At 69.7% G+C, this 24,060-nt stretch carries 26 protein-coding genes; 16 read left to right on the top strand and 10 right to left on the bottom strand.

The genetic code is table 11. From position 1 onward, the window contains the following. Positions 1 to 2: 2 nt before the first annotated feature. Genes hydA through ACFSVL_RS40400 form a run of 3 tightly spaced genes read right to left on the bottom strand, consistent with a single transcriptional unit; the run spans position 3 to position 3,725 of the window. Positions 3 to 1,385, bottom strand: a complete 1,383-nt coding sequence (gene hydA / locus ACFSVL_RS40410) for a dihydropyrimidinase (protein ID WP_378312411.1) — start codon at positions 1,383 to 1,385, stop codon at positions 3 to 5. After that, positions 1,385 to 2,227, bottom strand: coding sequence for a nitrilase-related carbon-nitrogen hydrolase (locus ACFSVL_RS40405; RefSeq protein ID WP_354736858.1), 843 nt, complete (start codon positions 2,225 to 2,227; stop codon positions 1,385 to 1,387). Before ACFSVL_RS40405 ends, hydA begins: the two co-directional genes overlap by 1 nt. Continuing rightward, on the bottom strand, positions 2,220 to 3,725 hold the full coding sequence (locus tag ACFSVL_RS40400; RefSeq protein WP_378312409.1) for an NCS1 family nucleobase:cation symporter-1: 1,506 nt from the start codon (positions 3,723 to 3,725) through the stop codon (positions 2,220 to 2,222). Before ACFSVL_RS40400 ends, ACFSVL_RS40405 begins: the two co-directional genes overlap by 8 nt. Before the next feature lie 240 nt (positions 3,726 to 3,965). Here ACFSVL_RS40400 and ACFSVL_RS40395 point away from each other — a divergent pair, with 240 nt between their 5' ends. The 3 genes from ACFSVL_RS40395 to ACFSVL_RS40385 all read left to right on the top strand — a co-directional run bounded on the left by ACFSVL_RS40395 (position 3,966) and on the right by ACFSVL_RS40385 (position 7,431). Then, positions 3,966 to 4,637, top strand: a complete 672-nt coding sequence (locus ACFSVL_RS40395; protein ID WP_378312457.1) for a response regulator — start codon at positions 3,966 to 3,968, stop codon at positions 4,635 to 4,637. Next, a complete protein-coding gene (locus ACFSVL_RS40390) occupies positions 4,634 to 5,689 on the top strand; it encodes a HAMP domain-containing sensor histidine kinase (RefSeq protein ID WP_378312408.1) in 1,056 nt (351 codons plus the stop codon). Before ACFSVL_RS40395 ends, ACFSVL_RS40390 begins: the two co-directional genes overlap by 4 nt. Before the next feature lie 275 nt (positions 5,690 to 5,964). Continuing rightward, positions 5,965 to 7,431, top strand: coding sequence for a DUF4153 domain-containing protein (locus tag ACFSVL_RS40385; RefSeq protein WP_378312406.1), 1,467 nt, complete (start codon positions 5,965 to 5,967; stop codon positions 7,429 to 7,431). A gap of 4 nt (positions 7,432 to 7,435) precedes the next feature. On the opposite strand, the gene ACFSVL_RS40380 is transcribed toward ACFSVL_RS40385, so the two are convergent. Continuing rightward, complete coding sequence (locus ACFSVL_RS40380) at positions 7,436 to 7,807, bottom strand: SSI family serine proteinase inhibitor (protein ID WP_378312404.1); 372 nt, start codon at positions 7,805 to 7,807, stop codon at positions 7,436 to 7,438. 28 nt (positions 7,808 to 7,835) lie between these two features. After that, positions 7,836 to 9,482: a PucR family transcriptional regulator gene (locus tag ACFSVL_RS40375; protein ID WP_378312402.1), complete on the bottom strand. Its 1,647-nt coding sequence runs from the start codon at positions 9,480 to 9,482 to the stop codon at positions 7,836 to 7,838. Between the two features lie 130 nt (positions 9,483 to 9,612). Here ACFSVL_RS40375 and ACFSVL_RS40370 point away from each other — a divergent pair, with 130 nt between their 5' ends. Then, positions 9,613 to 11,106 (top strand): CoA-acylating methylmalonate-semialdehyde dehydrogenase, encoded by a 1,494-nt coding sequence (locus ACFSVL_RS40370; protein ID WP_378312401.1) that lies wholly within the window; start codon positions 9,613 to 9,615, stop codon positions 11,104 to 11,106. A gap of 6 nt (positions 11,107 to 11,112) precedes the next feature. Here the strand turns inward: ACFSVL_RS40370 and ACFSVL_RS40365 are convergent, their stop codons facing one another. From ACFSVL_RS40365 to ACFSVL_RS40345, 5 genes are read right to left on the bottom strand one after another with little or no spacing between them, the layout of a single operon-like run. Continuing rightward, positions 11,113 to 11,610 (bottom strand): hypothetical protein, encoded by a 498-nt coding sequence (locus ACFSVL_RS40365; protein ID WP_378312399.1) that lies wholly within the window; start codon positions 11,608 to 11,610, stop codon positions 11,113 to 11,115. Continuing rightward, complete coding sequence (locus ACFSVL_RS40360) at positions 11,607 to 12,185, bottom strand: hypothetical protein (protein ID WP_378312397.1); 579 nt, start codon at positions 12,183 to 12,185, stop codon at positions 11,607 to 11,609. Before ACFSVL_RS40360 ends, ACFSVL_RS40365 begins: the two co-directional genes overlap by 4 nt. Beyond that, positions 12,182 to 13,387, bottom strand: coding sequence for a PPE domain-containing protein (locus ACFSVL_RS40355; protein ID WP_378312395.1), 1,206 nt, complete (start codon positions 13,385 to 13,387; stop codon positions 12,182 to 12,184). Before ACFSVL_RS40355 ends, ACFSVL_RS40360 begins: the two co-directional genes overlap by 4 nt. Beyond that, entirely contained in the window at positions 13,384 to 13,707 is a 324-nt protein-coding gene (locus ACFSVL_RS40350) for a type VII secretion target (protein ID WP_378312394.1), read from the bottom strand. The genes ACFSVL_RS40355 and ACFSVL_RS40350 overlap by 4 nt, the downstream gene beginning before the upstream one ends. Beyond that, a complete protein-coding gene (locus ACFSVL_RS40345; protein WP_378312392.1) occupies positions 13,707 to 14,192 on the bottom strand; it encodes a YbaB/EbfC family nucleoid-associated protein in 486 nt (161 codons plus the stop codon). Before ACFSVL_RS40345 ends, ACFSVL_RS40350 begins: the two co-directional genes overlap by 1 nt. Positions 14,193 to 14,413: 221 nt before the next feature. Between ACFSVL_RS40345 and hrcA the strand changes: the two genes are divergently transcribed. The 12 genes from hrcA to ACFSVL_RS40285 all read left to right on the top strand — a co-directional run bounded on the left by hrcA (position 14,414) and on the right by ACFSVL_RS40285 (position 24,053). Then, positions 14,414 to 15,439 (top strand): heat-inducible transcriptional repressor HrcA, encoded by a 1,026-nt coding sequence (gene hrcA / locus ACFSVL_RS40340; RefSeq protein ID WP_378312390.1) that lies wholly within the window; start codon positions 14,414 to 14,416, stop codon positions 15,437 to 15,439. A gap of 52 nt (positions 15,440 to 15,491) precedes the next feature. Further along, entirely contained in the window at positions 15,492 to 16,655 is a 1,164-nt protein-coding gene (gene dnaJ, locus ACFSVL_RS40335) for a molecular chaperone DnaJ (protein WP_378312389.1), read from the top strand. 2 nt (positions 16,656 to 16,657) lie between these two features. Continuing rightward, positions 16,658 to 17,410 carry a 16S rRNA (uracil(1498)-N(3))-methyltransferase gene (locus ACFSVL_RS40330; RefSeq protein WP_378312387.1) on the top strand — a complete coding sequence of 251 codons (753 nt, stop codon included), beginning with the start codon at positions 16,658 to 16,660 and terminating at the stop codon, positions 17,408 to 17,410. Between the two features lie 392 nt (positions 17,411 to 17,802). Beyond that, a complete protein-coding gene (locus ACFSVL_RS40325; RefSeq protein ID WP_378312386.1) occupies positions 17,803 to 18,174 on the top strand; it encodes a histidine triad nucleotide-binding protein in 372 nt (123 codons plus the stop codon). A gap of 93 nt (positions 18,175 to 18,267) precedes the next feature. Continuing rightward, on the top strand, positions 18,268 to 19,314 hold the full coding sequence (locus tag ACFSVL_RS40320; RefSeq protein ID WP_378312385.1) for a PhoH family protein: 1,047 nt from the start codon (positions 18,268 to 18,270) through the stop codon (positions 19,312 to 19,314). After that, positions 19,311 to 19,862, top strand: coding sequence for an rRNA maturation RNase YbeY (ybeY, locus tag ACFSVL_RS40315; RefSeq protein ID WP_378312383.1), 552 nt, complete (start codon positions 19,311 to 19,313; stop codon positions 19,860 to 19,862). Before ACFSVL_RS40320 ends, ybeY begins: the two co-directional genes overlap by 4 nt. Positions 19,863 to 19,871: 9 nt before the next feature. Continuing rightward, on the top strand, positions 19,872 to 21,197 hold the full coding sequence (locus ACFSVL_RS40310) for a hemolysin family protein (RefSeq protein ID WP_378312381.1): 1,326 nt from the start codon (positions 19,872 to 19,874) through the stop codon (positions 21,195 to 21,197). Further along, positions 21,190 to 21,528, top strand: a complete 339-nt coding sequence (locus ACFSVL_RS40305; protein WP_378312379.1) for a cytidine deaminase — start codon at positions 21,190 to 21,192, stop codon at positions 21,526 to 21,528. Before ACFSVL_RS40310 ends, ACFSVL_RS40305 begins: the two co-directional genes overlap by 8 nt. Continuing rightward, entirely contained in the window at positions 21,525 to 22,424 is a 900-nt protein-coding gene (gene era, locus ACFSVL_RS40300) for a GTPase Era (RefSeq protein ID WP_378312378.1), read from the top strand. Before ACFSVL_RS40305 ends, era begins: the two co-directional genes overlap by 4 nt. Before the next feature lie 76 nt (positions 22,425 to 22,500). Continuing rightward, positions 22,501 to 22,830, top strand: coding sequence for a CD225/dispanin family protein (locus ACFSVL_RS40295; protein ID WP_378312376.1), 330 nt, complete (start codon positions 22,501 to 22,503; stop codon positions 22,828 to 22,830). Then, positions 22,821 to 23,276, top strand: coding sequence for a DUF2752 domain-containing protein (locus ACFSVL_RS40290; protein WP_378312374.1), 456 nt, complete (start codon positions 22,821 to 22,823; stop codon positions 23,274 to 23,276). Before ACFSVL_RS40295 ends, ACFSVL_RS40290 begins: the two co-directional genes overlap by 10 nt. A gap of 309 nt (positions 23,277 to 23,585) precedes the next feature. Further along, entirely contained in the window at positions 23,586 to 24,053 is a 468-nt protein-coding gene (locus ACFSVL_RS40285) for a CD225/dispanin family protein (RefSeq protein ID WP_378312372.1), read from the top strand. Positions 24,054 to 24,060: the final 7 nt, after the last annotated feature.

The raw sequence follows: 24,060 nt of genomic DNA, 5'->3' as shown, positions 1-24,060 counted from the left end.
CCTCAATTCAAGTATTGATTGAGTTCGCGGGAAAGGAATTTGCCGTGTCCAGGGCTGCCGTGGAACCCGTCCGGCGAGACCACGACCCGACCGCGCGACAGTACAGTGTGGACCTTCCCGGAGAGCGAAAACCCTTCGTACGCCGAGTAGTCCACGTTCATGTGGTGCGTTTCCGCGGAAAGGGTCTGCTGCGCTGACGGGTCGTACACCACGATGTCCGCGTCCGAGCCCGCCGCGATTACGCCCTTGCGCGGGTACAGGCCGAACATCCGCGCGGGGGTCGCCGAGCACGTCTCGACCCAGCGGCCCAGCGAGATCTCGCCCGCGACTACTCCCTGGTGCAGCAGGTCCATCCGGTGCTCGACGCCTGGCATCCCGTTCGGGATCGCCCGGAAGTCGCCGCGTCCCAGCTCCTTCTGGTCCTTGAAACAGAACGGGCAATGGTCGGTCGACACCACGGACAGGTCGTTGGTGCGCAGCCCGCGCCACAGATCCGCCTGGTGCTTTTTCTCCCGCAGCGGCGGGGAGGCGACGAACTTGGCACCCTCGAAGTCGGGCTTGGCCAGGTCCTCAATGGACAGATAGAGGTACTGCGGACAGGTTTCGGCGAAGACGTTCTGCCCGTTGTCCCGTGCTTCCGCGACCGCGGCGAGCGCCTGTGAAGCTGACAGATGCACGATGTACAGCGGGGATCCGGTCACCTGGGCGAGCCGGATCGCTCGTGAGGTCGCCTCGCCTTCGAGTTCGGGCGGGCGGGTCAGGCCGTGCTGCACTGGGTCGGTGTTCCCGGCGGCGACCGCTTGCGCGGCGAGTTCGTCGATCGCGATGCCGTTTTCCGCATGCATCATGATCGTCGCGCCGATCTCGCGCGCCTGCTGCATGGCGCGCAGGATCTCCCCGTCCGTCGAATAGAAAACGCCGGGGTAGGCCATGAACATCTTGAAACTGCCGACGCCGCCGTCGACGCACGCCCGCATTTCCTTCAGCGTGGAGTCGTTGACGTCCGACACGATCATGTGGAACCCGTAGTCGATCGCGCAGTTGCCGTCCGCTTTGGCATGCCACTTGTCCAGTGTGGACAGCAGGGAGGTTCCCTTGGCCTGCACGGCGAAGTCGATGATCGTCGTCGTTCCGCCCCAGGCGGCGGCGATGGTGCCGGTCTCGAAGGAATCGACCGAATGCGTGCCGCCGAAGGGCATCTCCATGTGCGTGTGCGCGTCGATTCCGCCCGGCAGCACGTACTTTCCGGTCGCATCAAGAGTTTCGTCGCCGGTCAGCGTGCCGGGTGTGCCTACCGCCGCGATGGTTTCGCCGTCCACCAGCACGTCGGCGGTGATCGCGCCGGACGGCGAAACTACTTGCCCGCCTTGGATAAGGGTAGTCATCAGGCCTCCGCGAGCGGGCCGTAGCTGTCCGGGCGGCGGTCGCGGTAGAACTGCCACAGATCGCGGACCTCGGCGAGCCTGCCCATGTCGAGATCGCGGACCACGATCTCTTCCTCGGTGTCCGACGCGGCCTCGCCGACGAGCTGGCCGCGCGGGTCCGCAAAGTACGATTGGCCGTAGAAGTCGTTGTCGCCCAGCGGTTCCACGCCTACCCGGTTGATCGTGCCCACGTAGTACTCGTTCGCTACGGCGGCGGCGGGCTGCTCCAGCCGCCACAGGTACTCCGACAGCCCGCGACTCGTCGCCGACGGGTTGAACACGATTTGTGCCCCGGCGAGCCCGAGCGCGCGCCAGCCTTCGGGGAAGTGCCGTTCGTAGCAGATGTACACGCCGATCCGGCCGACGGCGGTGTCGAATACCGGGTAGCCGAGGTTGCCGGGCTTGAAGTAGAACTTCTCCCAGAATCCCTTCACCTGCGGAATGTGGTTCTTGCGGTGCATTCCGAGGTATTTCCCGTCGGCGTCGATCACCGCCGCGGTGTTGTAGTAAACACCCGGCTGTTCCTGTTCGTACATCGGCACCACGAGCACGACGCCGTGCCGTTCGGCGACCTCCTGCATCAGCTTCGTGGTGGGGCCGTCCGGGATCGCCTCGGTGTAGGAGTAGAAATCCGCGTCCTGCACCTGGCAAAAATACGGGCCGTAGAACAGTTCCTGCAGGCACACCACTTGCGCGCCTTGCGAAGCCGCCTTGCCGATGGCGTCGACCGCGTTCGCGATCATCGACTCCTTGTCACCCGTCCACCGCTGCTGGATCAAGCCGGCTCGGACCGTGTCAGACACTGGTTTCCTCCTCGTTCCGGTGCGCGTTCAAAGGAAGGCTGAGCAGGACGTACGCGACGAAAGCGCCGACGAAGCCCATTGCCCAGTTATAGTCGTACAGAGGTTTCAGGAAAGGGATCAATCCGTCCGCCGGGAACGGCCCGCCGTAGGCGCCGCCGACCGCGAGCACCGCGCCGAGCAAGGTCGCGACGAGCGCGCGCCAGTGCCAGCCCGCGGTGAACCAGTACTGCCCGCTGGGCAGGTACAGGTCGGCCAGCTTCAGCCGGGTCCGCTTCACCACCCAGTACCCGGCGACGAGCACGCCTGCGACCGAGCCGAGCAGCCCGCCGTAGAAGCCGAGCCAGGCGAAAATGTAGATGTCCGGGTCGGAGTACAGCCGCCACGGCTGGATCAGGATGCCGATCACGCCGGTGATCAGCCCGCCGAGCGCGAAGGTGATCCGCTTGGGGAAGGCGTTGGAGAAATCGTAGGACGGGCTGACGACGTTCGCCGCCAGGTTGGCCGAGATCGTCGCCAGCACCAGCGCGATCAGCGCGACGACCACCACGACCGGGCTGGAGAACTTGTCCGCCAGCTGCGCCGGGTCCCAGATGTCCTGCCCGTAGAGCACGTGCCCGCCGGACGTGGTGAGGATCGCGACGATCGCGATGAACGTCATCGTCGTCGGCAGCCCGAAGATCTGCCCGCGCATCTGCTTGCGCTGGCTGCCGCCGAAGCGGGTGAAGTCCGGCATGTTCAGCGAAAGCGTCGACCAGAACGCGATCATCGCCATCAGCGACGGCGCGAACACCTTCCAGAACTCCGGCCCCCAGCCCAGTTTTCCGTTGTCGTGCAGGATCGGGCCGAGCCCGCCCGCCTTCACCAGCACGTAGCCGAGCAGGATCAGGAACCCGACCGACACCAGCGGCGCGGTCCAGTTCTCGAACTTGCGGACCGCCTCCATGCCGCGCCAGATGATCAGCATCTGCACGAGCCAGAACACCGCGAACGACAGCCACAGCGTCCAGTGCTGCCCGGCGATCACCGCCGAATCGCGCCAGCCGGATCCGGCGAGGCGCCCGACGATCACGTAGATCGCCTCGCCGCCCACCCAGGTCTGGATGCCGAACCAGCCGCACGCGATGAACGCGCGCAGCAGCGCGGCCAGGTTCGCGCCGCGCAGGCCGTAGAACGCGCGGGCGAACACCGGGAACGGGATGCCGTATTTCGTGCCCGCGTGGCTGTTGAGCAGCATCGGTGCGAGCACGACCAGGTTGCCGATCGTGATGGTGATCAGCGCCTGCAGCCAGTTCATGCCGAGCGCGATGAGCGACGCGGCGAGTGCGTAGGACGGGATGTTGTGCGCCATGCCCATCCACAGCGCGAAATAGTTGTAGGTCGTCCAGGTCCGCTTCTCGACCGGGACCGGGGCCAGTTCGTCGTTGAAGAACCGGCTGCCTCGCAGCGCCCGCACGTCGCCGAGGTCCACCCGGCTGTGCTCACGTGTCGTCGGCTCCATTGCGGAATCCTGCGCGCCGGGCGGGGGCCGGGGGCAGAGACAGACTGTTCACTGTTCGGACGCCCTTGGCGCAGTCTGTCGATTGCGCCGGGCCGCGCCGGAGTGCATGACCTGCGTCACACCCTGCTCGTCACGCGCGGGCAAACGGCGGAAACATCTCCACCGGATCTCCACATCTCACCCGGATGGCCTCCACGGCGATTGCTTAAAGTCAGCGGCATGGACAATGGGGGAAGACGGGTGCTGGTCGTGGAAGACGACCTCACCATCGCCGCGTCGATCGACGCCCGGTTGCGCGCCGAGGGATTCTCGGTCGAGGTCGCGCACGACGGCCCCGCCGCGGTCGAGGCGGAGGCGGCGACCAGCCCGGACCTGGTGGTCCTCGATGTGATGCTGCCCGGCTTCGACGGGCTGGAGGTGTGCCGCCGGATCCAGGCACGACGGCCGGTGCCGGTGCTGATGCTCACCGCGCGCGCCGACGAGACCGACCTGCTGGTGGGCCTCGGCGTCGGCGCGGACGACTACCTCACCAAACCGTTCTCGATGCGTGTGCTGTCCGCGCGGATCCAGGCGCTGCTGCGGCGGGTGGAGCGGTCCTCGGCGGCGGCCGGGGAGCGGATCGTGCTGGGGGACTTGGAGATCGACATCGCGGAGCGGCGGGTTCGCCGAGGGGGCGAACCCGCCCAGCTGACCCCGATCGAGTTCGACCTTCTGGTGCATTTCGCGCGCCGGCCGCGGGCGGTGCAGCCGAGGGAACGGCTGCTGAGCGAGGTGTGGGACTGGGACGTGCACGCGACCGGAGCCGGCACCCGGGCGGTGGACAGTCACATCAAAGCGTTGCGGCGGAAGCTGGGGGCGGACTTGATCCGGACGGTGCACGGGGTCGGGTACGCGCTGGAGGTGCCGGCGTGAGGGTGCTGCTCGCGAAGGCCGTCGACCTGCTGCCCCGGCCGCTCGATCCGATCCGGTCGGTGAAGCTGAAGCTGGCGATCCTGATGGTGGCGTCCGGCGGGATCGCGTTCGGGTTCTTCCGCTACCAGATCGGCTGGCTGCCGCCGCAGACGACGATCATGGCGATGGTGATCGCGCTGGTGACGTCGCAGATCCTGGCGCACGGCATGACCCGCCCGCTGCGCGAGATGACCGCCGCCGCGGGCGCGATGGCCAAGGGCGACTACACCCGCCGGGTCCGCGCGACGGCCCGCGACGAGGTCGGCTCGCTGGCCGAGGCGTTCAACCGGATGGCCGCCGACCTGTCCACCGCGGACCAGCAGCGCCGGGAACTGATCGCGAACGTCTCGCACGAACTGCGGACGCCGATCACCGCGTTAAACGCTGTGCTGGAGAACCTGGTGGACGGGGTCGCCTCGCCGGATCCGGCGACGTTGCGCACCGCGCTGAACCAGACCGAACGCCTGGGCAGGCTGGTCACCGAGCTGCTGGACCTGTCGCAGATCGACGCCGGAACCCTGCCGCTGGACCGGTCGCCGGTCGACCTGGCGGACTTGCTGGCCGAGGTCGCCGCCGAAGCGGAGGCGATGGCCGCGGCGGCGGGCAGGGGAGTCCGGTTCACGGTCTCGGTGACCCCGCCGGGCGCGACCGTGCCCGCCGACCGGGAACGGCTGTACCAGGTGGTGGTGAACCTGCTGGAAAACGCCGCCCGGCACGGTCCCGCCGGGGGAGAGGTGGCGGTGCTGGCGCGGGTCGAGGCCGGGGAAGCTCGGATCGAGGTGCACGACCAGGGCCCGGGAATCCCGGAACCGGACCGGGACCGGGTGTTCGAACGGTTCACCCGGGGAGAACGCGCCGGGGGCGGCGGGACCGGGCTGGGGCTGGCGATCGTGCGATGGGTGGTGGAACTGCACGGCGGGACGGTCGCGGTGGTGGACGCGGAGCCGGACCGGGCGGGGGCCGGGAGCGCTGGCGGGCCGGGGTGCCGGATCCGGGTGACGTTGCCTGCTTGAGCCGGGAGTGTGGGGCGGCGGCTGGCTGGTTTTGACGGTCTGGTGGAGCGGATCGTCGCTGGGCGAGCGGTCGCGGTGGCTGCTGAGCCATAACCACCTGGCCGTCGCCAGCCCGGTGAGGCCAGCGACCGGTCGCGGTGGCGGGCCGCCCGCGTTGCCCGGCGGATGCCTGCCTGGCTGAAACACCTCGGCCCGCCGCCCGCCTTCCCCCGGTTCCCGTCCTGGCCGAGGAAGCGAAGTTCCCTCCGAAGTTTGCGATTGCGAAGAGAGGTTTCATGTCCGAGCACGTCGAAGTCCGGCCCGCGCACGCGGTTCCGCCCGGGATTGTGGTGATCGACCAGCGGCGTCCGGGACCGCGGCCGTTGTTCGCCCGGGCCGGGGCGGCGGTGCCCGCCGGGGCGAGGGTGGCGGCGGTGGCGGTCGCGGTGGCCGCCGCGACGTTCGTGCCCGTGGACCGGCCCGGGATCGGCTGGGTGCTGGTGGCGGCGCTCGCGGGCATCGCGGTGGTGGTCGTGCGAAAGGGACTGCGGTGGCGTCGCGCGGGGTGGGGTGTGCTGGCGGTCGCGTTGCTGAGCGTCGGCGCGGTGCGCGCGGCGGATTGGCTGTTCGTGCTGTGTGTGCTGGCGGCGGGCGTCGCGGCGTCGCTCGCGGTTGTCGGGCGGCGGACCGTTCTCGGCACCACCTACGACGCCCTCGCGATTCCCCTCGAAGCGTTCCGCGCGGTGCCGTGGGTGCTTCGCCGCGAGCGGCGTCCCGGGCGGAGCCAAGCGCGGGTCTTCGCGGCGGTGCTGGTGTCCGCGCTGGTGGTGGCCGTGTTTCTGCCGCTGCTGATCAGCGCGGACGCGAACTTCGCGCATTTCGTCGACGGTCTCGTCCCGTCAGTGCGACCCGATTCGGCTTTTCAGTGGGCGCTGGTGTTCGTGGTGGCCTTCGGGGGTACGGCCGGTGCCTTGCTGATCTCCGCGGATCCCTTGCCGGAACGGGAAAACCGGACGACCACCGCCGGTGACCGTCTACTGTGGACGGCCGCGCTCGCGACCCTGACGGTCCTGTTCACCGCTTACGTCCTGGTACAAGCGGTGGCCCTCTTCGGCGGCACGGATTACGTCCTCCGCACCGACGGTCTCACCTCGGCCGACTACGCCCGCAGCGGGTTCTGGCAGCTCTGCGCGTGCACGGTCCTGACGCTCGGCATCGTGACCGCGGCACTGCGCTGGGCCCCGAAAACCAGCCGCACCGACCGGATCCTGCTGCGCGCGCTGCTCGGCGCCTTGGCGGTGCTGAGCCTGGTGCTGGTGCTGTCGGCGTTGAGTCGCATGTGGACTTACCAGCAGGCCTACGGGTTCACCGTGCTGCGCGTGGTGGTGGAGGTCTGCGAGATCTGGCTGGGCGTGGTCTTCCTCCTGACGGCGGCGACGCTGGGCACGCTCCGCGCGAGCTGGCTGCCCCGCGCCGCGGTCGCGACCGGGGCGCTGGCGCTGCTGGGCCTGGCCGCGGCGAACCCGGAGGCCCTGATCGCCGACGCCAACCTGGACCGCGCGGCGCACGGCAAACCCCTGGACGTCCGTTACCTGTCCCGGTTTTCCGCGGACGTCGTCCCGGTGGTGGCCGAACGCCGTCCGGACGCGGCCTGCATCCTGCGGCCGGTGCTCACCAGGCTGCCCGACGACGCTTGGCCGGACTGGAATCTCAGCCGCGCGCGAGCCCGCGAAGCCGTTCTCGCGGGATCGCGCTGCGACTGAGCGCCTAGATCGCGAAGACCCCGTTCGACTGGCTGTCCGCGACGCACTTGTTCGGGTAGGTGGCCCGGTACGTCACCCGCGTGCCCCGCCAGCTGCCCAGCGCGGTGACGTCCACCGGCGAGTAGATCATCGTGCACTTCTGCCGATGCGGTGTGATGCGGGCGAAATCGCCGCCGGCCGCGTCGAGCGTCGCGCAGGCGGCGTCGCGGTGGCGGTGGGTGCCGCCGGTGGGGTCGCAGGTCAGGGACGCGCTCGTGACGCGGCCCGACGTTTCGTGCACGGTCACCTGCATCGCGGACTCCGGAACGTGCGGCGCGGCCAGGCCGCCGAACCCGATCAGCGCGGCTGCGACCGGAGCGAAGGAAGAGAACACCATACGAGGGATATCGGCGCCCCGAACCCGATCACTGTGCTCCTCGTCCGGGTGGGTTTTCCTCGCTCGGACGGGTGGCGGTGCCGAGGTCGTGCGCGAGTAATGCCACGTACAGCGACAGCATCGACTCCGGATCTTCCAGTCGCACTCCCAGCACCTGTTCGATGCGGGCGAGTTGCTGGTAGTACGCGGTCCGCGAGGTGTGGGCGGCCACGGCTGCGGCGGACTTGTTGCCGCCGTGCGCGCAGTAGTGCCGCAGCGCCGGAACGAGCCGGCTGCCGGACGCTGCGTCGCGTTCCAAGAGCGGGCCTAACTCTCGCGCCGCGAAGGCGTGTACGCGCTCGTCGTCGGCGAGAAGGTGCAGCAGGCCGCGTAGCCGAACATCTTTGAGACGGTGCAAGGGCTGGCCGTCGTCCTCGTCGAGCGCAGCGGCAGCGACGTGTGCGGCTTCGACCAAAGTGCGTTGCGCTTCAGCGGGTCCGGTGACTGTCGTGCCTACGCCGAGCGCGGCCGGGGCGGAAGCGCGCGCGTCGTGGATGTCGGCGGCTAGGCGCTGAAGGACCGCGTCGGCGTTGGCTTCCGGCGAGAGCGCGAGAAGGGCGCGTACGGCAGTCTCGTCGGTCGACACCAGCGCGGACACCTTCGCCCGCCGCGCCGCCAGCGCGGTGGCTTCGGCCAATTCGCGCAACAGCGGCGGCGTCGACAGCGTCGGTCGCGTAGTGCTGGTGATGCGCGGCCGTACCGCTAGGCCGACCAGCTGCCGTCCCGTCAGCGGCACCGCAAGGGCAGAAGAGCGGGCGAGGATTTCCGCGGTCGGCGCGGGCGAATTCAGCAGTTCGGTCAACACCGCGCGGTGCGCTAGCCGTTCGAGCGTGTCGGAATCGCGCGCGACGAGACGGTGCACCGCGAGCGCCGACGCCGCCCGTTCGGCGACCACCTGGTACCGATGCGGCGGCGGTTCGGCGCACACCAGCACCAGCCGTCCCCAGTCATGCCCGCGCGCGCCGACCACGGTGACCAGCCAGCCCGCCACCGAGTGGTACCCGGTGCGCTCGCCGACCTGCACCACGCGCGACCGCGCTGGCCAGCCGATGAGCAGCTCGCCCGGGTCCGTGCCCGCGGTGTCGTAGGCGAGGACTTCGTGTTCCAGCGTTTCCAGCACGACCGGCTGTTCGGTCAGCCGCGCCACCTCGGCCAGCACCGCGGCGGGCTCGGCTCCGGCGACGGTCAGCGACGTGAACGTTTCGTGCACCCGTTCCGCGGCCCGAAGCTCGGCTAGCTGCGCGTCCACGATCATCCCGTTCACTGCCTCGGTCACCGCGACATAGCGGGTCTCGCGCGACAGCGTCACCAGCGGCATTCCGCGCTGCTCAGCCGCCGCGATGAGGGCGCGCGGCAGCCGGTCGTTCCAATGCCGCACCAGCTCGACCACCAGGCCCGCGACGCCTACGTCGGCGAGGTCGGCGACATACCGGGTCAGCGTCGCGTCGTCGTCCGGGAGCGCGACCCCCGTGGTGAGCACGAGTTCCCCGCCGCGCAGCAGATGCGCGATGTCGGCGACCTCGGCCGCGTGCGCCCAGCGCACCCGCCGTTCGAGCCCGGTGCTGCCCGCGACCACGCGCGGACAGCCTTGGCGCAGCACCGGCAACGCGAGCGCCTCGGCGACGGTCGGGTACATCGGTCCCCCTTGCTGGCCGGCAGGGCACAGACTGTACGGCGGAGAGGGGTAGTCCGTACACGTTGTCGATGGCGGACGCGGGCGCCTCGCCCGGAGACTCGTGAGCACCCGACCGGAAGGAGCGGACGTCGTGACCGACCGCATCAGCCATTGGATCGACGGCAAGCCGGTCGCCGGCACCGGACGCACCGGCGACGTGTACGACCCGGCGACCGGCCAGGTCAGCGCACAGGTGGACTTCGCCGGACCGGCCGAGGTCGAGCAGGCGGTAGCCGCCGCGGCCGCCGCGTTGCCGGGCTGGCAGGGCACGTCGCTCGCCGGCCGTACGCGCGTGCTGTTCGCCTTCCGGGAACTGCTTCAGGCGCGCAAGCACGAGCTGGCGAAGATCGTGACGAGCGAGCACGGCAAGGTCGAGTCGGACGCGGCGGGCGAAGTCGCGCGCGCGATCGAGAACGTCGAGTACGCGTGCGGCGCGGCGCAAATGCTCAAGGGCGGCTTCAGCGAGAACGCCTCCACCGGCGTCGACGTCTACTCGATCAGGCAGCCGCTCGGCGTGGTCGGCGTGATCTCGCCGTTCAACTTCCCTGCGATGGTGCCGCTCTGGTTCGTGCCGAACGCGCTGGCGTGCGGCAACACCGTCGTGCTCAAGCCGAGCGAAAAGGACCCGTCCGCGGCGCTGTTCATCGCCGAGTTGCTCGCCGAGGCGGGCCTGCCGTCCGGCGCGTTCAACGTGCTGCAGGGCGACAAAGTCGCGGTCGACGGCCTGCTCGCGCACCCGGAGGTCAAGGCGATCTCGTTCGTCGGCTCCACCCCGATCGCCCGCTACGTCTACGAAACCGGCACCAGCCACGGCAAGCGCGTGCAGGCGCTCGGCGGGGCGAAGAACCACATGATCGTGCTGCCGGACGCCGACCTCGACCTGGCCGCGGACGCCGCGGTCTCGGCCGGTTTCGGGTCGGCGGGGGAGCGGTGCATGGCGGTGTCGGTGGTGGTCGCCGTCGAACCGATCGCGGACGAGCTGGTGGCCAAGATCGTCGACCGGATGCGGAAACTGCGCGTCGGCGACGGACGCAAGCCGTCGTCGGAAATGGGCCCGCTGGTCACCAGGGCACACCACGAGCGCGTCTCGTCCTATGTGGACACCGGAGTGGCCGAAGGCGCGGAGCTGGTGATGGACGGCCGGGGCGTGGAAGCGGACGGCGCGAACGACGGATTCTGGCTTGGCCCCACGCTTTTCGACCGCGTCACGCCCAGTATGGCGGTGTACACCGACGAAATCTTCGGCTCGGTGCTGTCCGTCGCGCGGACCACGAGCTTCGACGACGCGCTCGCGCTGATCAACGCCAACCCGTACGGCAACGGAACCGCCATCTTCACCGGCGACGGACGGGCCGCGCGCCGCTTCCAGAACGAGGTGGAAGTGGGCATGGTGGGCGTCAACGTGCCGATCCCGGTGCCGGTCGGGTACTACTCCTTCGGCGGCTGGAAGGACTCCCTGTTCGGCGACACGCACGCGTACGGGCCGGAAGGGTTCCACTTCTTCACGCGGACGAAGGTGGTCACTTCGCGTTGGCCGGACACCTCGCACGCGGGGGTGAACTTGGGGTTCCCGAAGAACTCGTAAACCCGTTCATCGGGCACCGATGATGTTCACCAGCCGCCGCCGGTTCTCCAGAACGCAGACGGCGGTGATCCGCTCCGCGACCATGCGATCCCACAGCGCGCGTGGGACAGGGTAGGTGCGCCCGCCCGCGCGCAGCTGCCACCGCTCGATCTCGCCGGGGCCGCGCGGGGTGTGCTTGACGCCGATCGGGTAGTCGTCGGTGATCGGGCCCGCGCCGAAATCGTGCGCGGGCCCGGCGACCACGGTCAGCGGCTCACGGAACTCGGCACACCGGCGCACGCTGAACCGGATCGCGCCCGCGGCCGTCACCACCGCGACCGCCACCGCCGCCAGCGCGGACGCGGTGAACCCGGACTTGACCACCGCGACGACCCCGACCGCGACTATCGCCGCGGCCAGCACCCAGACCGCCCAGAACAGCCCGTCGAGGACCACCCCGCGCTGGCTGCGGTGCAACCGTCCGGCGAGATTAGCCGCCGCCACCTCTCCCGGATCAGCGGTCACGCCGCGACCACGTTGACCAGGATCTTGCTGCGCGGGGTGAGGATCGCGGCGTTCGTGCGCCCGCCGAGCACCCGGCCTTTCATCTCGTGGTCGAGCCGGTGGGTCTTCCCCCGTACGACGAAATAGGTGAACGTCATCCGCTCGGTGACTTCGTACATGTACATCGCGTGCTGCCCGCCGGACGGCGCCTTGAGCACATGGCCGTAGTCGTACGTCCAACCGGGGACCACATCGAGTTTGCCGCTGCGCACCTCCGCCAGCCGCCGCCAGATGACCCGGGCGGGGAGCACGGCGAGCGCGAGGAAGAGCACCGTCAGCAGGTAGACCGGCCAGTTCATCGACCAGTACGACACCGGCGGCGTGCCGATGCTGGCGTGCACCGCGTTCAGGCTCCGCAGTTCGTCGCCGCTCACGCCGATTCCGATCGGCGCCAGAACCGCGGCGGCGATGAACAGGATGATCCACACGACAGCCATCGCGAAGCCCGCGTTCAGGACCATTGTCCGCTGAGACGGATGCAGGCGACCTTCCCGGTTGGCCTGGTCAGCGGCCGCCTGCACGGTTTCGCTGCTCACTCCCCAGCGCCGCCCTCTGCCTTCTCGTGCTCCTTTTCGTACGCCTCGGAGCCCTCTGCGTACCGGTCGTACTGCTCGTTCTCCTGCCGCCGGGCTTCGGTGCCGAGCCCCACTCCGTCAGCCGTGGTGAACGGCGGCCGACCGCCCTCCTTCTCCCACTCCTGGAGCTTGAAGAACTTGCGCCCGTCCTCCGAGTAGGTCTCTCCGGCGTGCTCGAAGTGCTCGCGACCCGGCACCTTCTCCTTGGCCGAGTTAGTCCAGCGCTCGGCCTTCTCCACGGCGCTTTCGGCCCGGCCAGCTTCCTTGAGGTCGCCGGCCTTCTTCTCCAGGCCCGCGGCGATGTCGACGCTCTTGTCGGTGACCTTGCCCGCCGCCTTGCCGACCTTGCGCAACGCGTTCGCGGCCTGCTCGATCGCGGCCTTCGACTTGCCCGCGCTCTCCGCGAGCTTGTCCAGCTTCTCCACGACCTTCGCGATCCGGGTGCCGATCTTCTCCGCCAGGATCCCGCCCTCGACGACGGTGTCGGCGATGAACGCGGCGACCGTGCCGCCGAAGGTGCACCACGACGACGCGAGCGCGGCCAGGCCCTTGATGATCAGCTCGCCGACGAACGACGAGATCATGTCGCGGATCAGCCCGCGTTCGGTGCCGACCAGCGCGGCTGCGACGTTCATCCCGGTGGACGCGCTGCTCGCGTGCCCGGCCGCGCCCCGGAGCGTGTCCGCGTAACCCTTCGCGGCTTCCTGGTACGCCTGACCGCCCTGGCCCTGGAAGTTCGGCGCGACCTTGCTCGCGGCCTGCTCGTACTGCTCCGCGCTCTCGGTCAGCTGCTTGGAGATGTTCGACCAGGTCACCGCCTTGGCCGTGACCGCCTCCGGGTTGCCCGCGAGCTGGTCGAGGCCTTCCTTGAGGAAGCTGATGTGCTCGATCAGCCAGCCGACGCCCGCGCTGGCCAGCGTGCCGAGCGGGTCCATCGCCGCGCCGAGCAGGTCGAGGCCGTCGGTCAGGCCGTCGACCGCGAGGTTGCCCCAGTCGCCCTTGCGGGCGTCGGTGAGCGTCGCGGCGACGTCGTTGAGCATGCCGGAGCCGGACGTCTGTGCGTTGAGGTTGTCCAGCTCGTTCGGGGACGACCCCATGTTCGTGGTCAGGCCGCTCGGCGACTCCGCCTTCGCGACCAGCGGGTTTTCCTGCGTCTCGGTCATTCCGGCAGCTCCTTGCCGAGACCGTTGATGTGGCCGACGGTCTGCTTCTCGTGGTTGTCGTAGTGGTCGTGCGCCTGTTTCAGGCGGTCCGCGATGTCGTCGGCCGCGCCCGCCACGTCCTCGACGAACGACGTCGCCACCGACATCCAGATCTGCAGCGGCGCCGCGAACACCTGGCCGACCAGGCCGAACGCGTCGTCGCCGAGCGACTGGCCGGACTCGGTGGCCTGCGCGGCGGTGTGCACGCCCGCCGCGATGTCCTCGACCTCGCCCTTGTGCGCGCGCAGCGCCGGGAGGTCGACCTTCGAACCGTCTGCCATCAGTTCCTCCCCAAGACCGGGCCGCCGTAGTAGTCGTCATCGTCCGTCGGGTCCGCCGGACGGCGGGCGGGCCGCGCGGGCCGGGCGGGCGGCGCGGAATCGTCCTGCGCGTCGAAGAATTGCGGTTGCGGGGTCGCCGGAGGGGCCGTTTCCTCCGGAATTTCCGGTTCCGGAATTTGTTCTTCGAGGAATTTCATCGCGTCGCTGTGCTCGCCGATCACCGGGGCCATGATCGCGGTCAGCTGCTGTGCCGCCTGCGCTTGCGCGCGCCTCGCGGTGGCCAGCACGGCGGCGGCGAGCGCGGCGCGCGGCATCTCGTCGGCGCGCTGGCCGAAGGTGAGTTCCTGCAGCGCACCGGCGGTGTTGACGGTCGCGGTGACCGCGCCGTCCTGGCTCGTCGCGGTCGCCGACACGTGCTTCAGCCGTTCTTGTGCCTCGGCGGCCCGCTGCCGGATTTCGGCGATTTCGGGAGAAAGTGCGTTCATGTCGGCCACTGCTTTCGGATCGAGTGGTTCACAGTCGTTCCGAGGCAGAAAACCCGGTTCCGGTTCCCGGTGCAAGCGAACTTCCGAGTTGCCCGGTTCGTCGCTATTAAAAATTGTTTGCCCGCGTTTTACCCGGCCCTGGCCGGACCGGTGGGCGTGCCGGGCACTCCCGGGTCCGTAAACTCGTTGTGAGTAGCAGGAGGACCGCGAAGGAGGTGCCGGTGGCGAACACGGACGAGCGTCGCTTCGAGGTGCTGCGCGCGATCGTCGCCGACTACGTCTCCAACCAGGAGCCCGTCGGGTCGAAGACGATCGTCGAGCGGCACAACCTCGGCGTTTCCAGTGCCACCGTGCGCAACGACATGGCCGCCCTCGAGGAAGAGGGGTACATCGCCCAGCCGCACACCAGCGCCGGGCGGATCCCCACCGACAAGGGCTACCGGCTGTTCGTCGACCGGCTCGCGGAGATCAAGCCGCTGTCGAGCGCCGAGCGCCGCGCGATCACCAGCTTCCTCGACTCCGGCACCGACCTCGACGACGTGCTGCGCCGGTCGGTGCGGCTGCTCGCGCAGCTCACCCGGCAGGTCGCGGTGGTGCAGTACCCGATGCTCACCAACACCGTCGCGCGCCACCTCGAAGTGGTCCCGCTCACGCCCGCGCGGCTCATGCTGGTGCTGATCACCGACTCCGGCCGGGTCGACCAGCGCACCGTCGACCTCGGCGACGTGGTCACCGAGGAGACCGTGCTGCGGCTGCGCACGGTGCTCAACGGCGCGCTGTCCGGACGGCGGCTGGCCGACGCCGCGGCGAACGTGGCCGAGCTGCCCGAAGCCGCCCCCGCGGACCTTCGCGACCACCTCACCCGGATCTGCACCACACTGGTCGAATCGCTGGTCGAGCACCCGGAAGAGCGGATCGTGCTCGGCGGCACCGGCAACCTCACCCGCAACGTCGCGGACTTCCCCGGCTCGCTGCGCCAGGTGCTCGAGGCGCTCGAGGAACAGGTGGTGGTGCTGAAGCTGCTCGCCGCGGCCCGCAACCCCGGTGCGGTCACCGTGCTCATCGGTGAGGAAAATGAGGACGAGCAGATGCGCAGCACCTCGGTCGTGTCCATCGGCTACGGCCGGGACGACATGCTGCTCGGGGGGATGGGCATCGTCGGGCCGACCAGGATGGACTACCCCGGCACGATCGCGGCGGTCCGGGCGGTCGCCAACTACGTCGGGCAGATCCTGTCCGGCCGCTGACCGGCGCCAAGGGCGGGAAAGCGGCGGAACACGAAGGAGAAGGCAGAGCAACGTGGCGAGGGACTACTACGGGATCCTCGGGGTGGCCAAGAACGCGAGCGATCAGGAGATCAAGCGCGCGTACCGCAAGCTGGCCCGTGAGCTGCACCCCGACGTGAACCCGTCGGAGGACGCCCAGCACCGCTTCGGCGAGGTGACCACCGCGTACGAGGTGCTCTCCGACCCGCAGAAGCGCAAGATCGTCGACCTCGGCGGCGACCCGATGGACGCGGGCGGCCGCGGCGGCGGGGGCGGCGACCCGTTCGCCGGCTTCGGCGGCCTCGGCGACATCATGGACGCCTTCTTCGGCGCCGCCGGCGGAGGCGGCGGACGGGGACGAGGGCCGCGCAGCCGCGTGCAGCCCGGCTCCGACGCGCTCATCCGGCTCGGCCTCACCCTCGAGGAGTGCGCGACCGGCGTCGACCGCGAGATCACCGTCGACACCGCGATCGTCTGCGACCTGTGCCGCGGCGCGGGCACCGCCGAGGGCACGAGCACCAAAACCTGCGACACCTGCGGAGGAGCGGGCGAGGTCCAGTCCGTGCAGCGGTCGTTCCTCGGCCAGGTCGTCACCGCCCGCCCGTGCCCGGTGTGCCGCGGCTTCGGCGAGGTCATCCCCGACCCGTGCCGCCAGTGCGGCGGCGACGGCCGGATCCGGTCGCGGCGCAACGTCACCGCGAAGATCCCGCCGGGCGTCGGCGACGGCATGCGGATCCGGCTGTCCGGCCAGGGCGAGGTCGGCCCCGGCGGCGGCCCGGCCGGCGACCTCTACGTCGAGATCGACGAGGCCCCGCACGAGGTGTTCGTCCGCGAGGGCAACGACCTGCACTGCAACTTCCGCATCCCGATGACCACCGCGGCGCTCGGCGCGACGGTCCCGATCGCCACGCTGGTCGACGGCGACTACGAACTCGACGTCGAACCCGGCACCCAGCCGAACACCGAACTGGTGCTCACCGGCAAGGGCATGCCGCGGCTGCGCTCGTCCGGCCGCGTCGACGGCCGCGGCGACCTGCACGTGCACATCGACGTCGTGGTGCCCACCAAGCTCGACGAGTCCCAGCGCGACCTGCTGGTCGAACTGGCCCAGCAGCGCGGCGAGGAAGTGCCGACGCTCGCCGCCAACGGCAGCAAGCACGGCGGCCTGTTCTCCAAGCTGCGCGCGAAGAACCGCTAGCTGTGCCGGACACCACACTGCCGGTCTTCCTCGCCCCGGCCGTGCCCGCCGAAGGACGGGCGCTGCTCGACGGCGAGGAAGCCCGGCACGCGGCCACCGTCCGCCGGCTGCGCGTGGGGGAGCAGCTCGTGCTCTCCGACGGCGCCGGCGCGATGGCCCGCTGCGCCGTGGACGCCGTCGAAGCCGGCCGCGATGCGACGGTCACCCTCACGGTTCTGGAGCGCTGGCAGGAGGAACCGCCCGCGCTGCGCGTCCACGTCGCCCAGGCGCTCGCCAAAGGCGACCGCGGGGAACTGGCCGTCGAACTGGCCACCGAAGCCGGCGCGGACGCGATCGTGCCGTGGCGCGCCGCCCGCAGCGTCGCCCGCTGGGACGACGGGCCCCGCGGCGAAAAAGCACTGGCCCGCTGGCGCTCAACCGCCCGCTCCGCCGCGAAACAAGCCCGCCGCGCTCACGTGCCCGCCGTCGCCGAACCGGTCGGCACGCGCGAACTCGCGCAGCTCGCCGCCACGATGTCCGCGACGCTGGTCCTGGAATCCGGCGTCACCAGCAAACTCACCGACCTCGACCTGCCCGACGGAGGCGACGTCCTCCTCGTCGTCGGCCCCGAAGGCGGCATCACCGACGAAGAACTCGTTGCCCTCGAAACCGCCGGAGCCACCACTGTCCGCCTCGGCCCGACCGTCCTGCGCACCTCCACCGCGGCCGCCGTCGCACTGGGCGCACTCGGCGTCCTCACCGGCCGCTGGCACTGAGCCGCGAGCCCGGAAAACCCGGCAGAACCCCTAAACATCGGCACCAGGTGATGGCGCGCCGCACCCCCGGCGGCTACTCTGCTTCGGAACGTGCGAACACGAGGGTTTCAGCCTGCTTGCGGACGGGCATTACTCTTGAGTACGCGAACCCGAACCCCGCCGGGCACCTCCCCCCTCGGTCCGGCGGAGCCGCGGCGGCGGTGGAGCGACCCCCAGGCTCCACCGCGCCGCGGCGTCTTCGTATCGCTGGCGCGATACTTCGCCGCCTCTGGTTCCGCCATTACTCCCGGGGGGCCGAGCCCCCCGGACCCCCACGGTGCGGTGGTTGCGTGCCGTGCGGCGGTTGCGTCGGGTGCGGGGGTGGGTGCGGCTGTTGTTTGTAGGGTGTTCCTATGAGCGATGCGGCGGAGACGTTGTTTGAGCGGATTATTGCTGGGGAGATTCCGGCGGACGTGGTGTACGAGGACGACACGACGTTTGCGTTTCGCGACATCAATCCGCAGGCGCGGGTGCATGTGCTTGTGGTGCCTCGGAAGAGGTATCGGAACGTGGGGGAGCTAGCCGAGGCTGATCCTCGGTTGCTGAGCGACGTGTTGTTGACGGCTCGGAAGGTGGCGGAGCTGGAGGGGGTTGCCGAGAGTGGGTATCGGGTTGTGTTCAATACCGATGCTGACGCTGGGCAGACGGTGTTTCATGTGCATGCGCATGTCCTTGGTGGGGAGCAGTTGGGGTTGTTTGGGCGGCCGCAGGCCGGAGTGCACTGAAACCGGGCTGCGGGGCGGGGAGCAGGGCAAGTAGCATTCAAGGGTCCCTGTACGTCGACTTGCGAAGTGCGCAGAAAGCAGGACCGAGGCCACGTGGCCGGAACTGAGACGGGTGGAGCCGCCCGACCTGACAATCGGGTATCGGCCGAGGCACAGGTTCGATTTCCGATCCCGGAGGGGGCTCAGCTGAGCCTGCTGGGGTCGCGCGACGAGAATTTGCGGGTGGCGGAGGAACTGCTGGCCGCGGACGTGCATGTACGCGGCAACGAGGTCACGTTGACCGGGTCGGCAGCCGATGTGGCGTTCGCGGAGCGGGTCTTCACCGAGTTGGTGCAGCTTGCTGGGGGCGGGCAGCAGGTCGGGCCGGACACGGTGCGGCGGACGGTGGGGATGCTGTCCAGCGGCGACGCGTCGCCCGCGGAGGTGCTGAGCCTCAACATCGTGTCGCGCCGCGGGAAGACCATCCGGCCCAAGACGCTGAACCAGAAGAAGTATGTCGACGCGATCGACAAGCACACGATCGTTTTCGGCATCGGCCCCGCCGGTACGGGCAAGACGTATCTCGCGATGGCGAAGGCCGTACAGGCGTTGCAGGCCAAGCAGGTCACGCGGATCGTGCTGACCCGGCCGGCGGTCGAAGCGGGCGAGCGGCTCGGGTACCTGCCGGGCACGCTGAACGAGAAGATCGACCCGTATCTGCGGCCGCTTTACGATGCGCTGCACGACATGGTCGAGCCGGAGTCGATTCCGCGGTTGATGCAGGCGGGGACTATCGAAATCGCACCGCTGGCCTATATGCGGGGAAGGACGCTCAATGACGCGTTCATCATCCTCGACGAGGCGCAGAACACCACGCCCGAGCAGATGAAGATGTTCCTCACCCGGCTCGGGTTCGGGGCCAAGATCGTCGTCACCGGCGACGTCACCCAGATCGACCTGCCCGGCGGGCAGCGCAGCGGGCTCCGCGTCGTGCGCGACATCCTCGGCGGCGTCGAGGACGTGCACTTCGCCGAACTCACCAGCCAGGACGTCGTCCGGCACAAACTGGTCGGCGACATCGTCGACGCGTACGAGAAGTGGCAGGCCGTGCAGGACGCGCAGGAGCAGCAGACCGGCGGCTGGAAGGGCACCCGCCGATGAGCATCGAGATCGCCAACGAATCCGGCGTCGACGTCGACGAGGCGTCCATCGTCTCCGCCGCGCGCTACGCGCTGGACAAAATGGAGGTCAGCCCGCTCGCCGAGCTGTCCATCCTGTGCGTCACCCTCGAGGTGATGGAAGACCTGCACGAACGCTGGATGGACCTGCCCGGGCCCACCGACGTCATGGCCTTCCCGATGGACGAGCTCGACTCCTCCCGCCGCCCGGACGCGCCCGACTCGTCCCCGGCGCTGCTCGGCGACATCGTGCTCTGCCCGGCCTTCGCGAAGGACCAGGCGAAAACCGCGGGCCACCGGCTGATCGACGAACTGCACCTGCTCACCGTCCACGGCTGCCTCCACCTGCTCGGCTACGACCACGCCGAACCCGCCGAGGAACGCGAGATGTTCGGGCTGCAGAAGCGGATCCTCGGCGAATTCCAGGCCGCGGTCGCGGCGCACGAGGCCCGCGACGCGCAGCGCGACGTCGACGACCGCGTGCTCGGCATCGCCGGGCTCGACACGCCGCAGCCCGGGGAAACGCCCTAGGCTCCGACCATGGGAAACCCCTCGGCACAGGTCGTCATCGCGGTGGCGCTGGTGCTGCTCGCCGGAGTGTTCGCCGCCGCCGACGCCGCGGTCGGCACGGTGTCGCAGGCCAGGGTCGACGGCCTCGTCCGCACCGGCCGCGTCGGCGCCCGCCAGCTCGCCGCGGTCGTCGCCGAACGCCGCAGGCACATCAACCTGCTGCTCCTGCTGCGGCTCGCCTGCGAAATCACCGCGACCGTGCTGGTCACCGTGTCCTTCGTCGCGTGGTTCGACCGGCTGTGGCTCGCCATCCTGGTGTCCGCGGTCGTCATGGTGGTGGTCAGCTACGTCATCATCGGCGTCGGCCCGCGCACCATCGGCCGTCAGCATCCGTACCGCGTCGGCACGATCGTCGCCGCGCCGGTCCGCGTGCTCGGCACGGTCCTCGGCCCGCTGTCGCGGCTGCTGATCGTGCTCGGCAACGCGATCACCCCCGGCCGCGGCTTCCGCGAAGGCCCGTTCACCTCCGAAGTCGAACTGCGCGAGCTGGTCGACCTCGCGCAGGAACGCGGCGTCGTGGAGGACTCCGAACGCGAGATGATCCACTCGGTGTTCGAACTCGGCGACACCGTCGCCCGCGAGGTCATGGTGCCGCGCACGGAAATCGTGTGGATCGAGCGCACCAAGACCGTCCGCCAGGCCCTCGCGCTCGCGCTGCGCACCGGCTTCACCCGGGTCCCGGTCATCGACGATTCGGTGGACGACATCGTCGGCGTGGTCAACATCAAAGACCTCATGCCCGAGTACATGGGCCCGGACGGGCCGAGCACCGTGGTCGACGCCGTGATGAACCCGGCGAGCTTCGTGCCCGACTCCAAGCGGCTCGACGAGCTGCTCAAGGAAATGCAGCGCACGCACAACCACATGGCGATCGCGGTGGACGAGTACGGCGGCACCGCCGGCCTGCTCACCATCGAGGACATCCTGGAGGAGATCGTCGGCGAGATCACCGACGAATCCGACGCCGACGAACGCCCCGACGTCGAGGAACTCGAGGACGGTTCGGTCCGGGTGTCGTCCCGGCTCGGCGTCGACGACCTCGGCGAACTGTTCGGCATCGACCTCGAAGACCACGACGTGGAGACCGTGGGCGGGCTGCTCGCCGAGCGACTGGGTAGGGTCCCGCTGCCGGGGGCCGAAGCCGAGGTCGCCGGTCTTCGGCTGTTCGCCGAAGGGGGCAAGGACCGCCGCGGCCGGATGCGCATCACGTCCGTGGTCGTCCGGCCGTCGTCGGCGCGCCCGCGCACCCGCCCGCCCCAGCCCGAAGAGCACGACAGGAGAGTCGAACATGCCTGACCTCGACGCCGAGGACCAGAAGCTGGTCACCCTGGCCCGGTCGGCCCGCGCCCGCACCGGAGCCGCGGAAGGCGCCGCGGTCCGCGACAGCGACGGCCGCACCTACGCCGCCGCCACCGTCGACCAGCCGTCGTTCAAGCTCACCGCCGTGCAGGCCGCCGTCGCCGCCGCGCTGTCCAGCGGCGCGGAAGGGCTCGAAGCAGCCGCCGTCGTCACCGCGGACGCGCTGGTCGCCGAGGCGTCCGTGCACGCGGTCCGCGACGTGTCCGGCGCCGCGCCGATCGTCTTCGCCGATCCGTCCGGGGCCGTGGTCGAGGTGCTCCAGCCGTGACCGAGCCGCACCGTTCCGGTTTCGCCTGCTTCGTCGGCCGTCCCAACGCGGGCAAATCGACGCTCACCAACGCGCTCGTCGGCACGAAGGTCGCGATCACCTCCAGCAAACCGCAGACCACCCGGCACGCCATCCGCGGCATCGTGCACCGCGAGGACGCGCAGCTGGTGATCATCGACACCCCCGGCCTGCACCGTCCGCGCACGCTGCTCGGCCAGCGGCTCAACGACGTCGTGCACGAGACCTGGTCCGAAGTGGACGTCGTCGGGTTCTGCGTGCCCGCCAACGAGAAAATCGGCCCCGGCGACCGGTTCATCGCCGCCGAGCTGAAGAAGATCGCCCGGCGCACGCCGGTGATCGGCGTCGTCACCAAGACCGACCTGGTGAAGCCGGAGCAGATCGCCGAGCAGCTGGTCGCGCTGCAAGAGGTGATGGAGTTCGCCGACCTCGTGCCAGTGTCCGCTGTGGACGGTTTCCAGGTGCAGACGGTCGCCGACCTGCTGGTGCAGCGGCTGCCCGAAGGACCGCAGCTGTACCCGGGCGGCGAACTCACCGACGAGCCCGAGCAGACGCTCGTCGCCGAGCTGATCCGCGAAGCCGCGCTCGAAGGCGTCCGCGACGAACTGCCGCACTCCATCGCGGTGACCGTCGAGGAAATGATCCCGCGCGAGGACCGCGACGACCTCATCGACATCCACGCGCTGCTGTACGTGGAACGCCCCAGCCAGAAGGGGATCATCCTCGGGCACAAGGGCGAACGGCTGCGCGAGGTCGGCGCGACCGCGCGCAAGCACATCGAACGGCTGCTGGGCACGAAGGTCTATCTCGACCTGCACATCAAGGTGGCCAAGGACTGGCAGCGGGACCCGAAGCAGCTGCGCAGGCTGGGTTTCTGACCGGTCGCGATCGTGTCCGCCCGCGCGGGCAGGTAGCGTCAGGCCGAACCGCACCCGATTTGTCCAGGGGGACCGCATGACCGGCCCGAATCCGCCGCAGGGCCCGTACCCGCCGTCGTACGGTTACCCGCCGCAGTATCCGCCGCCGCCGGACAGCAACCTGGTGTGGGCGATCCTGGCGACCGTGTTCTGCTGCCTGCCGCTGGGGATCGTCGCGATCGTCAAGGCCAGCCAGGTGAACACCTTGTGGTACCAGGGATATCCGGCCGAAGCGCACCGCGCCGCGGACGAGGCGCGCAAGTGGGCGATGTGGTCGGCGCTCAGCATCGCCATCCTGATCGGGCTGTACGTGCTCGTCGCGCTCGTCGTGCTGCTGATCGCCGGAAACGTGCTCTGGTGGCACTGAGCACTGTCTACACCGGACTGCCGGCGCGCGGAACCCGTGCGGTGGCAAGGGCTCTCGCCGCTCCCGCCGCCGTCGCCGGCGGAATCGGCATCGCGTGCGCCGTGGTGTGGTTCGCCGACCCGACCACCCCCGGCGGCCCGCTCCCGGTGTGCCCGACGAAGCTGCTTTTCGGGATCGACTGCCCCGGCTGCGGCGGGCTGCGGATGGCGTACAGCGTGCTGCACGGCGATTTTTCCGCCGCAGTGCACTACAACGCGGTGGCGCTGCTGTTCGTCGCGCTGTTCGCGTGGAGCGGTCTGGCTTGGACACTGGGACGGCTGCGCGGCCGGACGATGCGGTCCTGGCTGCACTGGCGCTGGACGCCGCACGTCGTCGCGGTCGTGTTCGTGCTGTGGTTCGTCGCGCGCAACATTCCGTTCGCGCCGTTCACCAGCCTGTTCGTCTGAGTTGGCCCCGTTTTCGCCGGGACTGGAACCGGTCCGGCCGCCGTCGCGTCCAACCCGTCGCCCGATGCGGACACCTGCGCGGCCCGGCCCCGCCGGACGAGGTACGCTCCCGCGCACTGACGTGTCCACAAGGGCCGCTGCCAGCGCTCGCCAGCCGAGACCACGACGAGGGGGACGACTCGATGACCCATCCCTGTCCCCGGTTCGCCGGTGCCTGCCTCGCCGGGCTCCCGAACACCGCGGTCCGGCCCTCCCAGTCCTGATCCGTGCGATTCACTGTAAGAACGAGAAAACCGGGGGAGAACCCAGATGACCAATCCTTACGGCCAGCCGCAGCAGCCGCAGCAGCCCTACGGCGGCCAGCCTCAGCAGCCGTACGGCCAGCAGCCGTATCCGCAGTCCGGCGCCACCCCGGCGCAGCCGTACCCGCAGCAGCCCTACGGCCAGCAGGCGCCCTACGGCCAGCCCGCTTTCGGCGGCGCGCCCGGCGGCGACATGAGCGGCATCAAGGACTACAAGGGCTGGGCGATCGGCTGCATCTTCCTGATGTGGATCCTCGCGATCTTCGCGATCATGAAGTCGAACGAGGTCCAGACGTACAAGATGCAGGGCAACTACGCGATGGCCCAGCAGGCGTCGCAGACGACGAAGACGCTGTGCCTCATCGCCACCATCCTCGGGGCGCTGGGCTGGGTCATCGGGATCATCGTGCTCATCATCAGCCTGGTGGCCGCGTCCGAGGTGCACAGCTACTACTGCACCGGCAGCTACTGCTGAACCAGGG

It is taken from the genome of Amycolatopsis silviterrae (genome assembly GCF_042684085.1).
Lineage (GTDB): Bacteria > Actinomycetota > Actinomycetes > Mycobacteriales > Pseudonocardiaceae > Amycolatopsis > Amycolatopsis silviterrae.
This window is presented reverse-complemented; position numbering and strand designations above follow the sequence as displayed.

Coding starts and splice junctions, on each gene's coding strand:
- ACFSVL_RS40355 (WP_378312395.1), bottom strand. CDS start 13,387: ATGACCGAGACGCAGGAAAACCCGCTGGTCGCGAAGGCGGAGTCGCCG.
- ACFSVL_RS40285 (WP_378312372.1), top strand. CDS start 23,586: ATGACCAATCCTTACGGCCAGCCGCAGCAGCCGCAGCAGCCCTACGGC.
- ACFSVL_RS40305 (WP_378312379.1), top strand. CDS start 21,190: ATGCCTGACCTCGACGCCGAGGACCAGAAGCTGGTCACCCTGGCCCGG.
- hydA (WP_378312411.1), bottom strand. CDS start 1,385: ATGACTACCCTTATCCAAGGCGGGCAAGTAGTTTCGCCGTCCGGCGCG.
- ACFSVL_RS40310 (WP_378312381.1), top strand. CDS start 19,872: ATGGGAAACCCCTCGGCACAGGTCGTCATCGCGGTGGCGCTGGTGCTG.
- ACFSVL_RS40345 (WP_378312392.1), bottom strand. CDS start 14,192: ATGAACGCACTTTCTCCCGAAATCGCCGAAATCCGGCAGCGGGCCGCC.
- ybeY (WP_378312383.1), top strand. CDS start 19,311: ATGAGCATCGAGATCGCCAACGAATCCGGCGTCGACGTCGACGAGGCG.
- ACFSVL_RS40295 (WP_378312376.1), top strand. CDS start 22,501: ATGACCGGCCCGAATCCGCCGCAGGGCCCGTACCCGCCGTCGTACGGT.
- ACFSVL_RS40380 (WP_378312404.1), bottom strand. CDS start 7,807: ATGGTGTTCTCTTCCTTCGCTCCGGTCGCAGCCGCGCTGATCGGGTTC.
- ACFSVL_RS40375 (WP_378312402.1), bottom strand. CDS start 9,482: ATGTACCCGACCGTCGCCGAGGCGCTCGCGTTGCCGGTGCTGCGCCAA.
- ACFSVL_RS40350 (WP_378312394.1), bottom strand. CDS start 13,707: ATGGCAGACGGTTCGAAGGTCGACCTCCCGGCGCTGCGCGCGCACAAG.
- ACFSVL_RS40385 (WP_378312406.1), top strand. CDS start 5,965: ATGTCCGAGCACGTCGAAGTCCGGCCCGCGCACGCGGTTCCGCCCGGG.
- ACFSVL_RS40325 (WP_378312386.1), top strand. CDS start 17,803: ATGAGCGATGCGGCGGAGACGTTGTTTGAGCGGATTATTGCTGGGGAG.
- ACFSVL_RS40400 (WP_378312409.1), bottom strand. CDS start 3,725: ATGGAGCCGACGACACGTGAGCACAGCCGGGTGGACCTCGGCGACGTG.